Raw genomic sequence first — 12,965 nt, 5'->3', positions numbered from 1 at the left:
CAGCAGCTCCGCGACAGGCGCGCCGCGCGGCTCGATAAGTACGGCACACCGCGCGGTGGTGCCGAGCCTTTCGGCCTTCTCTGCGCGAGGCACGGCGCCGCGCCGGCGCCTCGGTCGCAAACGTGCTCGACCGGAGCGCCCGCGGTCCCCGCCGCCGCTCGGCCGGGGCCGAGCAGCCGTCCAATTCCGCGGACGCGCATGCTAGGAAAGCCATCACCATGGCATCCCGCGGGCGCATCCTGATCGTCGACGACGAGGCCAACGCGCGCGCGGCGCTCTCGGAGATCCTCCGCGAGGAGGGGTACACGACCGAGACCGCGGCCGACGGCTTCAAGGCGCTCGGCAAGCTCGAGGAGTTCGCGCCCGACGTGGTCCTGACCGATCTGAAGATGCCTGGGCTCGACGGCATCCGGATGATGGAGAAGGCGCAGCTCGCGCTGCCGGACGCGACCTTCGTGGTGATGACGGCGTTCGGCACCATCTCGAGCGCGGTCGAGGCCGTGAAGAAGGGCGCGTACAACTACCTGACGAAGCCGCTCGATTTCTCGGTGCTCGCGGTCGTGGTCGAGCGCGCTGTGGAGCGGGCGCGGCTCCTCCAGGAGAACTCGCGGCTGCGCGAGCGGCTGCGCGAGCGCAACGCGTTCGGGCACGTGATCGCGAGCCACCCGAGCATGGCGAAGGTCCTCCGGCTGGTCGAGCAGGTGGCGCCGAGCCGCGCGAGCGTGCTGATCGTGGGCGAGACGGGCACGGGCAAGGAGCTCATCGCCGAGATGATCCACCGCGCCAGCCCGCGGGCGAAGGCGCCGCTCGTCCGGCTGAACTGCGCCGCGCTGAGCGAGTCGCTCCTCGAGAGCGAGCTGTTCGGCCACGAGCGCGGCGCCTTCACCGGCGCCGTCGGCCGCCGCGAGGGCCGCTTCGAGCAGGCGAGCGGCGGCACCCTGTTCCTGGACGAGGTGAGCGAGATCCCGCTGGCCACGCAGGTGAAGCTCCTGCGCTTCCTGCAGGAGCGGACGTTCGAGCGGGTGGGCGGCAACGAGACGCTCAAGGTCGACGTGCGGATCCTCGCCGCGTCGAACCGCGATCTGCGCCAGCGCATCGCCGAGGGGGTGTTCCGCGAGGACCTCTATTACCGGCTCAACGTCGTCACCCTGGAGATCCCGCCGCTCCGCGAGCGCCGGAGCGACATCCCCGAGCTCGCGACGTTCTTCCTCGGCCGCTATGCGCAGGAGAACGGCAAGCGCATCGAGGGCTTCACCGACGAGGCGCTGTCGGCGCTGACGTCCTACTCGTTCCCCGGCAACGTGCGCGAGCTGGAGAACGCGATCGAGCGGGCGGCGGTGCTCTGCGACGGCGCGCGCATCGAGCTCCGGCACCTGCCGGCGCAGATGTCGTCCGAGCCGGCCGAGTCCGTCGACGCGATGCCGCGCGTCCCGGGCAGCACCATCTACGACCTGGAGCGCTACGCGATCCTGCGCACGCTCGAGGCGTGCAAGGGCTCGACCTCGAAGGCCGCGACGATCCTCGGGATCAGCCCGCGCAAGATCCAGTACAAGCTGCACGAGTACAGCGCGGCCAACGCGCGCGGCCGGGCGCGGCCGGCAGACGGCGCGCCCGGCGAGAGCCCCGAGGGGGAGGAGGGCGCATGAGCAACGCAGCCGAGCGCATCGTCGAGCCGGGCGACCAGGGTGCCGCGCCGGCCAGCTCCGCCGAGGAAGGGGCGCCGGAGGGCGAGCTGCTGATCGACGTCCGCGGCCTCCTGAAGACGTTCCGGGTGGGTTTCTTGCGCCGGAGGGCGGTCGAGGCGGTCAAGGGGGTGAGCTTCGACGTCCGGCGCGGCGAGATCTTCGGCTTTCTCGGGCCGAACGGGGCTGGCAAGACGACGACGATCAAGATGCTGACGGGCCTCATCGCCCCGACCGGCGGCGAGGCGTACCTGTTCGGCGCGCGCGTGCCGTCGCCCGAGGCGCGCCGGAAGATCGGCTTTCTGCCGGAGAACCCGTACGTCTACCCCTACCTCACCCCGCGCGAGTTCGTGGAGCTCTGCGGCCGCCTCTCCGGGATGCGCGGCGCGGCGCTGCGCAGGCGGGCGATGGAGGTGCTCGATCAGGTGAAGATCGCGTACGCGGCGGATCGGCAGGTCCGCCGGCTGTCGAAGGGGATGCTTCAGCGCACGGGGCTGGCGGCCGCGCTGGTCGCCGATCCGGAGATGCTGATCCTCGACGAGCCGATGAGCGGCCTCGATCCGGTCGGCCGCAAGGAGGTCCGCGATCTCATCTTCGCCGAGCGCGACCAGGGCCGGACGATCTTCTTCTCGACGCACATCCTGAGCGACGTCGAGGCGATGTGTGATCGCGTGGCGATCCTGCGCGAGGGCCAGGTGGTGGTGAGCGGCGCGATCCGCCAGCTGCTGCGGGGCGACGTGCTGCGCACCGAGGTCACGCTGGCGGGCGCGAGCGAAGGCCTCCTCGCCGATCTCGGCGCGAAGGGCTTCGCGACCACGCGCCGTGGCGACGTCGTGGTGGTCGACGTGGAGGGCGAGGCGCGCGTGCGCGAGGCGCTGCGGGCGTCGCTCGCGGCGGGCGCGCAGGTCGTCGAGGTAGCGCCGCGCCGCGAGACGCTAGAAGATCTCTTCATGCGCCGCGCCCTGTAGCCAGCGCCGGGGCCTGTCCCCAAGACAGCCGTAGGCCCCCGGAGGGGGTGTCCTCTGCGCGGGGTGGGGGATGGGCCGATGTTTGAGGCGCACAGATGGGTCATCCGGCATCGCCGGATGACCCATCTGTGCGCCGAGTTCGGCGGGGCCCCCACCCCGCGCAGAGGACACCCCCTCCGGGGGCCGGGCAGCCCTGGCTACGCTCCTGGTTACGCCGATGCCCCAGCGACGTCCTGCTTGGCCGCCTCGATGATCTCGAGCGCGTACGCCCCGATGGTCGACGCGTCCTCGCCCTCGACCATGACGCGGAGCTTCGGCTCCGTCCCGCTCCAGCGCACGAGGATGCGCCCCTTGTCGCCCAGCGTCTTCTCGATGCGATCCACGGTGACCCGCGTCCGCTGCATGCTGTCGAGCGGCAGCCGCGTCGCGAACGTCGCGTTCTCCAGGACCTGCGGCACCCGCTGCATCGCCTTCGAGGCGAGCTCGCTCAGGGGCTTGTCCTCCTCCATCATGATGGCGAGCACCTGCAGCGCCGCCACGATGCCGTCGCCCGTCGTCGCGTGGTCCAGGAAGATGAGGTGCCCCGACTGCTCGCCGCCGAACGAGTAGCCCCCGTTCCGCATCGCCTCGACGACGTAGCGATCCCCGACCGCCGTGCGGACGACGTGCCCGTTCTGGGCCTTGAGCGCCCGCTCGAGCCCGAGGTTCGACATCACCGTCGTCACGATCGTGTTCCGCGGCAGCTTGCCGGTACGCAGCATCCGGAGCGCGCAGAGCGCCATGATCGCGTCGCCGTCCACGACCTCGCCGCGCTCGTCGACCATGATCACCCGGTCCGCGTCGCCGTCGAGCGCGATGCCGATGGCCGCGCCGCGCTTGAGCACCTCGGCCTTCACGTGCTCCGGGTGCAGGGCGCCGGTCTCGCGGTTGATGTTGCGGCCGTTCGGCTTCACGCCGAGCGCCGTCACGTTCGCGCCGAGCTCGGTGAACACCGAGGGGGCGACGCGGTACGCCGCCCCGTGCGCCGCGTCGACGACGATCTTCACGCCGTCGAGCGAGAGCGCCGTGGGGAACGTGTTCTTGCAGAACACGACGTACCGCCCGCGCGCGTCGTCGAGCTTCACCGCGCTGCCGATCCCCGCCCCGATCACCCGCGCCTCGTCGAGCTCGTGGCTCTCCATCAGCCGCTCGATCTCCTCCTCCGCGGTGTCGGGCAGCTTGTAGCCGTCGGGCCCGAAGATCTTGATGCCGTTGTCCTGATACGGGTTATGGCTCGCGCTGATCACGACCCCGGCGTCGGCCCGCATGCTCTGCGTGAGCTGCGCGACCGCCGGCGTGGGGATCGGCCCGCTCAGCATCACGCGCCCGCCCATGGCGCACACGCCGGACGCGATCGCGGTCTCGAGCATGTAGCCGGACAGGCGCGTGTCCTTCCCGATCACCACCCGCACCTGCCGCGACTTCCCGTGGCTCGCGACGAACGCGATCGCGCGCCCAAGCCGCAGCGCCATCTCGGGGGTCATCGGCGGCTGGTTCGCCACGCCGCGCACCCCGTCGGTGCCGAAGAGCTTGCGGCCTGCGGCCTGCTTCTGCGGTTCGCCCGTCGCCGACGGAGCGCCCTCCCTAGGATCCTTCTTGGTGTGCTTCGGCACGGTCCCTCTCTGTGGTGTGGGGCTGAGGAGACCACCCTTAGCAACCTTTGCCAAGACGGCCTACGGCCAATCGCCGCCGCGGCGACGTTGGCGCGGCCTGCATCGCGCGGCTTTGTGGCGTGGCCGCTATCGTGCCGCGTCTGCGCCGTTTTGCAGCGCGGTCGCTATTGCGCCGCTTTTTGCAGCGCGGTCGCTATTGCGCCGCTTTTTGCAGCGCGGTCGCTATCGCGCCGCTTTTTGCAGCGCGGTCGCTATCGCGCCGCTTTTTGCAGCGCGGTCGCTATCGCGCCGCTTTTGCAGCGCGGTCGCTATCGCGCCGCTGCCGGCGGCGCCTCGTTGTTGCGCCGAGCTGCCTCGTTGCTCAGGCGCAGCAAGACCGACCCTTGCGCCGGCGTGCGCAGGTCTCGGCCCTTCGTCGTGCCCTCGCCGCCGCCCGGCGGCGGAAGGAGCGCGTTGATGAGGCCCATCAGCCTCACCGTCGCCTGCGGCGCGATGCCGTGCGCCCAGCTCAGCAGGTGCGACGACAGCCCGAGCTTCACCTCGGTGCGCCCCTCGCGCGCCGCCGCCACCACCCGCCGCGCCGCGCGCCGCGCGTCGATCGTCGCGATCGGCAGCGACGAGGCCAGGCCGAACCAGCCGAACTCGTGCTGCGGGCTGCCGCCGAACGCGGCGTTGTAGATCGACCCCGTGCGCATCGGACCCGGGATCACCGTCGTGACGCGCGGGCCCCTCGCGCCGCCGTGCGTGAGCTCCGCCTGCACGCTCTCCGAGAAGCCCATCATCGCGAACTTCGACGCGTTGTACCCGAGCAGGTGCGGCACGGCGACGCGCCCGCCGATGGACACCACGTTCACGATGCGCGCCGCCCGCCCATGCCGCCTCAGGTGCGGCAGCGCGCGCAGCGTCGCGTGGACCGCGCTCCAGAAGTTCGAGCGCATCGCCTCGTCGAGCTCCTCCACCCGGAGGTCCTGCATGGGCGCCACCTGGATCACGCCGGCGTTGTTGACGAGCACGTCGATCCGGCCGAACGCCCTCGCCACCCCGTCGATGAACGCCTCGGCGGCGACGCGGTCGCCGAGATCACACGCCGCCGCGTGCACCTCGACGCCGAGCGCCTGCAGCCGCTGCTCCGCCCGGTAGAGCGCCTCCGCGTCGCGGCCGGCGATCGCCACCCGGGCGCCGTGCCGGCCGAACTCCTCGGCCAGCAGCAGCCCCAGACCGCGAGAGCCGCCCGTGATGACCACGACCCGGCCGCGCAGATCGAGCCGCCGCAGGGCGCGGAACGCCGTCCGCGCGAGCGCGGCCGCCACGAGGGCCGCCGCAGAGAAGAGCACCGGAGAACGCCGCTTCCTGAACGCCATGCCGCGGAGGACGGCATCGCGCGTGCCACCCGCCGCGCCCCGGCGGGCAGCGACGCGCCTGCACAGCGCGCCGCTCGCGCCCGCTTCAGAGCGTGACGACCGGATCCGCCACGATGCCGAGCAGCGCCGAGCGCACCTCGCCGACCAGGTAGATCGAGCCGGCCACGACCACGAGCCCGCCCGGCGCGGCGGCCTCGATCGCGCGCGCCACCGCGGCGCGCGGATCGCCGATCGCCTCGCCCGGCGCGACCCCGCGCAGCGCGTCGAGCGGCGCCGCCGCGCGGCCCTTCGGCGTCACATAGAGCCGGCGGCGCGCTCGGGGCGCGAGCACCTGTAGCATTTCGCCCCACCCCTTGTCGGCCATCGCCCCGAACACGAGCGTGGTGAGCGCCGCCCCAGGACCCTCCTCGTCGAGCCACGCCGCGAGCGCCTGCGCGCCGTGCGGGTTGTGCGCACAGTCGAGCAGGACACGGGCGCCGCCCGCGTCGATCCGCTCCAGGCGACCGGGCCAGCGGGCCGCGGCGAGCCCACCCGCGAGCGCCCGCTCGACCTCGGGCCACCGCCCGGCGAGCTGCCACGCGACGCCGCACGCCACGCCCGCGTTCTCGGCCTGGTGCGCGCCGCGGAGGCCGAGCTCCACCTCGATCTCGCGGCGCCCCGGCCCGGCGACGCGCGCCGCGCCCGCCCCGCGCCGGCCGCGCCCCACCGCGATCTCGCCCGCGCGCCCGCCGCGCTCCGCCGGCGCGACGCGGAGGCGAGGCCCGGCGCCGATTGCCTGCGCTGCCGCCTCGATCGCGGCGTCGGCCTCCGGATCGAGGGGGCCGAGCACCGCGGGCGCGCCCGCCTTGAGGATGCCCGCCTTCTCCCGGGCGATGTCCGCCAGCGTCGGGCCGAGCACGGCCTCATGGTCGAGCGCGATCGACGTGATCGCCGTGCAGAGCGGCGCCGAGATCACGTTCGTCGCGTCGAGCCGCCCGCCGAGGCCCACCTCGAGGATCGCGAGGTCGACGTCCGCCTCGCGGAAGGCCACGAACGCGGCGACCGTCAGCGCCTCGAAGAACGTGAGCGGCGAGGGGACACGCTCGAGCGCGGCGGCGAGCGCGCGCTCGAGCGCCGCGTCGCCGATCATCTCTCCCCCGACGCGGATGCGCTCGGCGAAGCGAGACAGGTGCGGCGACGTGTACAGGCCGGTCCGGAGCCCGGCCTCGCGCGCGATCGACTCGACCATCGCGCACACGCTGCCCTTGCCGTTCGTGCCGGCGACGTGCACCGCCGGGAGGCCTTCGTGGGGATCGCCGAGCGCGGAGAGCGCCTCGCGGACCCGGCCGAGCCCGAGCTCCATCCCCCGCGGCGCCTGCTGCCCGAGCGCCTCGAGCAGCGCGGGCAGCCGCGGCGCCGCCGAGGTCATCGCCGCGCCCGGCGGCTCGCCGTGAGGTGCTGGAGCAGCGTCCCGATGTACGCCTTCATCTCGGGGCGCGGGACGATGGCGTCGACCATCCCGTGGTCGAGCAGGAACTCGGACCGCTGGAAGCCCGCCGGCAGCGTCTGCCGGATCGTGTTCTCGATGACCCGCGGGCCGGCGAAGCCGATGAGCGCCTTGGGCTCGGCGATGTTCGCGTCGCCCAGGAAGGCGAAGCTCGCCGCGACGCCGCCCGTCGTCGGGTGGAGCAGCACCGACAGGAACGGCAGCCGCGCCTTTCGGTACCGCTCGAGCGCGGCCACGCTCTTCGCCATCTGCATCAGCGAGAGGATGCCCTCCTGCATCCGCGCGCCGCCCGACGCCTGGAGGAGCACCACCGGGAGCTCCTCGCGCGTCGCGCGCTCGAACAGGCGGGTGATCTTCTCGCCGACGACCGAGCCCATGCTCCCGCCCATGAAGGCGAAGACGAACGCGCCGTAGGCGATGTCGCGGCCGCCCAGCCTGCCGCGGCCGATCTCGATCGCCTCCTTCGCGCGGCCCTTCTTGTGGAGCGCCGCGACGCGGTCCCGGTAGCTCTTGCCGTCGCTGAACCGGAGCGGGTCGTTCGGGACGAGGTGCTCGTCCCACGCGGCGAGCTCGCCGTCGTCGAGCAGGAGCCTCCGCCACCCGTCGGCGTCGAGCTTGTGGTGGTGGCCGCACTGCGAGCACACCTCGAAGGTGCGCGCGAGCTCGGCGGCGTCGTGCGTGTGCGAGCAGCCGTCGCAGCGACGGAACACGCCCGCTCCCAGCGAGCGCTTCTCGCTCGCGTCGGTCGTCGGCAGGGTCTTTTCAGGCCAGGTCATCGGCGAGCCCTCAGGCGCTCCGCAGGTCCATCTCGTTCACGTCGGAGGGGACCCGGAGCGTTGGTTGTGTCTTCTCCTGCACCTCGCGGGCGCTCACGCCGGGCGCGAGCTCGCGCAGCACGAGCCCCTCGGGCGTCACATCGAGCACGGCGAGATCGGTGATGATCCGGTGGACGACGCCCCGCCCGGTGAGGGGCAGCGCGCACTCGTTCAGGATCTTCGGCGCGCCGTTCTTCGCCGCGTGATCCATGATCACGACGACGCGCTTCGCGCTCACCACGAGATCCATCGCCCCGCCCATCCCCTTCACCATCTTGCCGGGGATCATCCAGTTGGCGAGATCGCCCTTCTCGGAGACCTCCATGGCCCCGAGGATCGCGAGATCGATGTGGCCGCCCCGGATCTGCGCGAACGACTCGGCGCTCGAGAAGATCGCGGAGCCGGCGAGCATCGTCACGGTCTCCTTGCCGGCGTTGATGAGATCCGGATCCTCCGCGCCCTCGATCGGGTACGGGCCGATGCCGAGCAGCCCGTTCTCGCTCTGGAGCACCACCTCGATCCCCGCGGGGATGTAGTTGGCGACGAGCGTCGGCATCCCGATGCCGAGGTTGACGTAGTAGCCGTCCTTGAGCTCCAGCGCGGCGCGCTGCGCGATCTGTTCCCGCGTGAGTCCCATCGTGTCCCCTGTCCCCGCGCCGCCTAGGCGGCCGGCGCCTTGCGCACCGTCCGCCGCTCGATCCGCTTCTCGAAGCGCTCGCCCTGGAAGATCCGGTGCACGAAGATCCCGGGCGTGTGGATGTGGTCCGGGTCGAGCGAGCCGACGTCGACGAGCTCCTCCACCTCGGCGATCGTCACCTTCGCGGCCATCGCCATCATCGGGTTGAAGTTCATGGCGGTGTGGCGGTAGACGAGGTTGCCGAACCGGTCGCCCTTCCAGGCCTTCACGAGCGCGTAGTCGCCGCGGATGGCGGGCTCGAGCACGTAGTCGCGGCCGTCGAACTTTCGCACTTCCTTCTTCTCGGAGTACCGCTTCACCGCGCCGTCCGGGCCATAGAGCACGGGCAGCCCGCCCTCGCTGATGGCCGTGCCCGCCCCGGTCGGCGTGTAGAACGCGGGGATCCCGGCCCCTCCGGCGCGGATGCGCTCGGCCAGCGTGCCCTGCGGCGTGAGCTCGACCTCGAGCTCGCCGCTCAGGTACTGGCGCTCGAACTCCTTGTTCTCGCCAACGTACGACGAGATCATCTTCCGGATCTGCCGGTTCTGAAGGAGGATCCCGAGGCCGAAGGCGTCGACTCCGCAGTTGTTGGACACGACCACGAGATCCTTCGTGCCGAGCTGCCGGAGCGCAGCGATGCAGTTCTCCGGAATGCCGCAGAGGCCGAAGCCGCCCGAGAGGACCGTGGCGCCGCCAGGGATGTCCCTCACGGCATCCAGCGCGCTCTTGTAGACCTTGTCCATGGCCGACCGAGAGGTAGCCCAACTGGCCGCGAGGCAAAAGCCTCCGCTGCCACCGCGACATGCCGTGGCGCCGGCGCCGCAGCGCGGCACAGGGGCCGGGCGGCGCCGGCCGCGGCGCGGCGTCACGAGGTGATCCGCGCTTCTCGGCCGCTCTACCGGCGGGCGACGGGAACCTCGCGTGTGTCCGGGGTGCATGCGGCGCTCGTGCCATGCGGCGCCGGCTTCTTGGCCCGGCCCGCCGAAACCCCGTAACGGACCGGTGTGCCTCGACCGCTCTCCGTGCTGTTCACGATCCTGGCGCTCTCCCTGTCCGGCTCCCAGACGGCCGCCGCGGCGCCGGATGCGCCGGCGCGCTCGCACGCGCGCCCCACCGCGGAAGCAAAGCCGCGGGACGCCGCTGCAGCCAAGGCGCGCGGGGCGACGAAGCGCGCGCCGCGCGCGCGGCTCGCGAAGGACGAGAGCAAGGGCCACCGCCCCCGCGCCGGCGACGCGGGCCCGCGATCGTCGGGGCCGGCCAGGGAGAAGGCCGCGCCCAAGGCGCCCGCCTCGTCGGTCGGCCATCCCAACGAAGGGCGCCTCGAGGGCGGCGTGCGGCTCGACACCTCGCGCAAGGACATCCGCGTCGTGCCCGCCTATGCCCGCGCCGACGTCCGCTGGGGTCTACCGGCGCTCGTCGGCATGATCGAGCGCTCGGCGCGCGGCGTGGCCAAGCGCTTCCCGGGCGCCGTGCTCGACGTCGGCGACCTGTCGCGCCAGCGCGGCGGCGAGGTCCACCGCCACAACTCCCACGAGAGCGGCCGCGACGTCGACCTCGGCTTCTACGCGCTCGACGCGCGCGGCAAGCAGGTCCACGCGCCGATCTTCCTCCGGTTCGACGCCCGGCTCGCCTCGACCAACGTGCCCGGGGCCCGCTTCGACCTGCCGCGCAACTGGCTGCTCGTCCAGCACCTGCTCACCGATCCTCGCGCCCGCGTGAGCCACATCTTCATCTCCGATCCGCTCCGGTCCGCGCTGATCGCCCACGCCAAGCGGATCGGCGTCTCCCGCGCGCTGATCGTCCGCGCGCAGCTCGCGATGATGCAGCCCACGGGCGCCGAGTCGCACGACGACCACATGCACGTGCGCATCTCCTGCCCCGCGGCCATGCGCGGCAGCTGCATCGAGCTCGCGAAGAACGCCCCCTCCCGCGCCCCCTCCCGCGCCCGCGCCCGCGCGCGCACGGCAAGGAAGACGGACAGGGCGCTCCGGACTCCGCCTCCGCCCGCGCGCGCGGAGGCCGCGCGCCCGCCGAAGGCCGCCGCGGCGCCCGCGCCGGAGCGGCCCCGCGCCGACCGGCGCGACCCGGCGCAGCCCTCGCGCCGCGACGACAAGCGACCTGAACGGGAAGCGCGCCGCGCCGCCCCGCATGCCGCCGCGGACGACAAGGCGCTGCCGCTCGCCGCCACGCGTGCGGCGGCACAGCAGCCCATGGGCGGCCTCGATCTGTCGTTCCTGCGTCCCGCTGCGTCCGAGGCGGAGATCGAGGCAGATTCGGACGGCGCCGACGCGAGCGGCGCGCTCGACGACAGCGGAGCGCTCAAGATCACGGACTGATCCGCCGCGCGCCGTTCACTACAAAAAAGCGGCAAAAGAGCCGGTAACGCGACGCATCGCAGGAAGTTCCGCAATCTCCGACCGGGGCGCCATCGCGCCTGGACCCCGAGAGAAGACCTCGGGCAGACTGGGGCGGAGCAAAGGGGTGTTCATGCCGCAAGAGGACTCCCACGCCTCGATTCCCACGCTGCCGTCCGCGGCATCGCTCGTCGCCGGCGATCACGAGCGCCGCGCGCTGCTCGCGGCGCTCACGTTCGTCGGCAGGCCTCCCCGGAGCGCGGCGGCGCTCGCGATCTGGTTCGAGAAGCACCTCGTGGCAGCCGGGAGGATGCAGCGACCGGGCTACGTGACCGAGGGCTTCTCCAAGCAGGTGGCGCTCGGCCCTCAGGCCCCGGCGGCCCCGGATGTGTTCGAGATCGAGCAGCTCGTCGACGCGGCGCGGCTCCGGGTGCTCGCCTCGCTTCGCGCCTTCGTGCCGCCCGCCGCGGACGATCGCTTCCTCGCGGCGGCCATCGACAGCGGGCGCGTGCGCCGCGACGGAGGCCTCGGGCCGTGGGAGCCGTGCCCGCGCGAGGAAGACCTGCTCAGCGACATCGTCCTCAGCCTCTTCGCCGCGGACATCCTCAACTTCCGCGAGTTCCACGACGCCTATCTCTGCGTCTGCAAGACCTGCTTTCGCATCGACTTCGACCCGAGCCAGGCCGGTCGCACCGGCTGCCCCGAGCACGAGCCGACCGTCACGGTCAACGTGATGCGCCGCAGCCGGCCGTCGCTCTGACGCGTCACCCTGAGGCTCAGAGGCAGCCGAGGCGGCACTTGGACGCCTGCTCCAGACAATCCGACAGGCAGCCCTGGTAACGCTGGTACTGCGTGCTCTGCGTGGGCTCTTTACCGCACTGCGTCGCCCTGCACGCCTGGTGTCGCCGCTCGCACGCCCCGACGCACCCGGCATTGCCGCCGGCGGGCGCAGGGCCGGTCGCGGCCGCCGCACGCGGCCCCGCCCCTGGAGACGCCGGCAGCGCGCCCGGCGCCTGTGCGGCAGGCGGATCGCTCCGCTGCGCCGGCGTCGCCCGGTGCCCCGCCGAGGCGGGCGACGGCCCGCAGCGCTCGAAGGCGCGGCGCATCACGTCCTCCGCCGAGCCAGGCGGGATCTCGCACGCCCGCGCCAGGCTCTCGATCCCGTGGTCGATCGCGGCGGCTGCGCGTGACGCGACCCCGTCCGGCCGCGCCGCTGGCGGTGGCGCGCCCTTCTGCGCGGCGCTCGCGGACGCGGCGCTCCCGCGCGCCGCGTCGTCGCCCGGCGCGCTCGACGCCCTGCCGATGAGGAAGGCCACGATGAGGCTGGCCGCCACGAGCCCCAGGGCGGTGAGCGCGAGCCGCGAGTCGATGCGGCGCGGCCGGCGCGCCGGCGCGCCGGCGGGCGGGGAGCCGGCCGGGAGCTGCGCCGGCCCCGCGGCGCCGGGCGGCCGCGCATTCGCGGGCTGCGGCCCGGTGACGTTCGGTGTCCGCGGGGTAGGCGTGATCGCCGGCGGCGCCAGCGTCGCGACCTCCAGGGGAGGTGATGGGACCACCATCGGCGAGAGGTTCGGCAGCGGCGCCGGCCTGGGGATGTCGGTGTGCGCCGGTTCGCTCGACGCGGCGGACGGCACCGTCGGCGTGTCGGGCCACTCCACGAGCGGCCTCGCGACGCGGAGGCGCTCGACGAGCGGCCCGAGCTCGCGCCGCTGCTCGAAGCGCCGGACGAGCTCGTGCGCCGCTGCCTGGATCCCCCGCTCCCAGGGGATGTCCGGCACGCCGAGCTCCTCCGCGAAGCGGCGCAGCTCGGCCAGGCTGAAGCAAGCCGAGATGCGCCCGCGGATCTCCGCGGCGCTGCGCGCCGTGCTCACCGACGTCCCCGTGCCCTCGCCGTCCACGCCCGGCAGCTTACCGCACACGCCACCGAAGCCGAACCTGGTATAGGCTCCGGACATCGTGTCCGGCGCTGCGGCA

Annotated in this window: 11 protein-coding genes; 4 read left to right on the top strand and 7 right to left on the bottom strand. The window is 73.2% G+C overall.

Features of this window, described 5'->3' with window-relative positions; all coding sequences use genetic code 11:
* The first annotated feature begins 218 nt into the window (after nucleotides 1-218).
* Together WMF44_RS31205 and WMF44_RS31200 are read left to right on the top strand one after the other, a co-directional pair.
* Nucleotides 219-1,646, top strand: a complete 1,428-nt coding sequence (locus WMF44_RS31205) for a sigma-54-dependent transcriptional regulator (protein ID WP_437293693.1) — start codon at nucleotides 219-221, stop codon at nucleotides 1,644-1,646.
* Nucleotides 1,643-2,650 (top strand): ABC transporter ATP-binding protein, encoded by a 1,008-nt coding sequence (locus WMF44_RS31200; protein WP_437293692.1) that lies wholly within the window; start codon nucleotides 1,643-1,645, stop codon nucleotides 2,648-2,650. The genes WMF44_RS31205 and WMF44_RS31200 overlap by 4 nt, the downstream gene beginning before the upstream one ends.
* A 209-nt stretch (nucleotides 2,651-2,859) precedes the next feature.
* Here WMF44_RS31200 and glmM read toward each other — a convergent pair whose 3' ends face one another.
* From glmM to WMF44_RS31170, 6 genes are all read right to left on the bottom strand, one after another.
* Complete coding sequence (gene glmM, locus WMF44_RS31195; protein ID WP_437293691.1) at nucleotides 2,860-4,302, bottom strand: phosphoglucosamine mutase; 1,443 nt, start codon at nucleotides 4,300-4,302, stop codon at nucleotides 2,860-2,862.
* Nucleotides 4,303-4,610: 308 nt separating this feature from the next.
* A complete protein-coding gene (locus tag WMF44_RS31190) occupies nucleotides 4,611-5,663 on the bottom strand; it encodes an SDR family NAD(P)-dependent oxidoreductase (protein ID WP_437293690.1) in 1,053 nt (350 codons plus the stop codon).
* Between the two features lie 85 nt (nucleotides 5,664-5,748).
* Nucleotides 5,749-7,071 carry a bifunctional folylpolyglutamate synthase/dihydrofolate synthase gene (locus tag WMF44_RS31185; protein ID WP_437293689.1) on the bottom strand — a complete coding sequence of 441 codons (1,323 nt, stop codon included), beginning with the start codon at nucleotides 7,069-7,071 and terminating at the stop codon, nucleotides 5,749-5,751.
* A complete protein-coding gene (accD, locus tag WMF44_RS31180) occupies nucleotides 7,068-7,925 on the bottom strand; it encodes an acetyl-CoA carboxylase, carboxyltransferase subunit beta (protein ID WP_437293688.1) in 858 nt (285 codons plus the stop codon). Before accD ends, WMF44_RS31185 begins: the two co-directional genes overlap by 4 nt.
* 10 nt (nucleotides 7,926-7,935) lie before the next feature.
* Complete coding sequence (locus WMF44_RS31175; RefSeq protein WP_012238413.1) at nucleotides 7,936-8,601, bottom strand: CoA transferase subunit B; 666 nt, start codon at nucleotides 8,599-8,601, stop codon at nucleotides 7,936-7,938.
* A gap of 23 nt (nucleotides 8,602-8,624) precedes the next feature.
* Entirely contained in the window at nucleotides 8,625-9,383 is a 759-nt protein-coding gene (locus tag WMF44_RS31170; protein WP_437293687.1) for a CoA transferase subunit A, read from the bottom strand.
* A gap of 261 nt (nucleotides 9,384-9,644) precedes the next feature.
* Between WMF44_RS31170 and WMF44_RS31165 the strand changes: the two genes are divergently transcribed.
* A complete protein-coding gene (locus WMF44_RS31165; protein ID WP_437293686.1) occupies nucleotides 9,645-10,976 on the top strand; it encodes a penicillin-insensitive murein endopeptidase in 1,332 nt (443 codons plus the stop codon).
* A 151-nt stretch (nucleotides 10,977-11,127) separates the two neighbouring features.
* Complete coding sequence (locus WMF44_RS31160; RefSeq protein WP_437293685.1) at nucleotides 11,128-11,754, top strand: hypothetical protein; 627 nt, start codon at nucleotides 11,128-11,130, stop codon at nucleotides 11,752-11,754.
* Between the two features lie 16 nt (nucleotides 11,755-11,770).
* Here WMF44_RS31160 and WMF44_RS31155 read toward each other — a convergent pair whose 3' ends face one another.
* Complete coding sequence (locus WMF44_RS31155) at nucleotides 11,771-12,946, bottom strand: hypothetical protein (RefSeq protein ID WP_437293684.1); 1,176 nt, start codon at nucleotides 12,944-12,946, stop codon at nucleotides 11,771-11,773.
* Nucleotides 12,947-12,965: the final 19 nt, after the last annotated feature.

It is taken from the genome of Sorangium sp. So ce426, from assembly GCF_051475585.1.
Lineage (GTDB): Bacteria > Myxococcota_A > Polyangia > Polyangiales > Polyangiaceae > Sorangium > Sorangium cellulosum_B.
The sequence above is the reverse complement of the archived record's forward strand: the minus strand, read 5'-3'. Positions and strand labels throughout refer to the sequence as shown.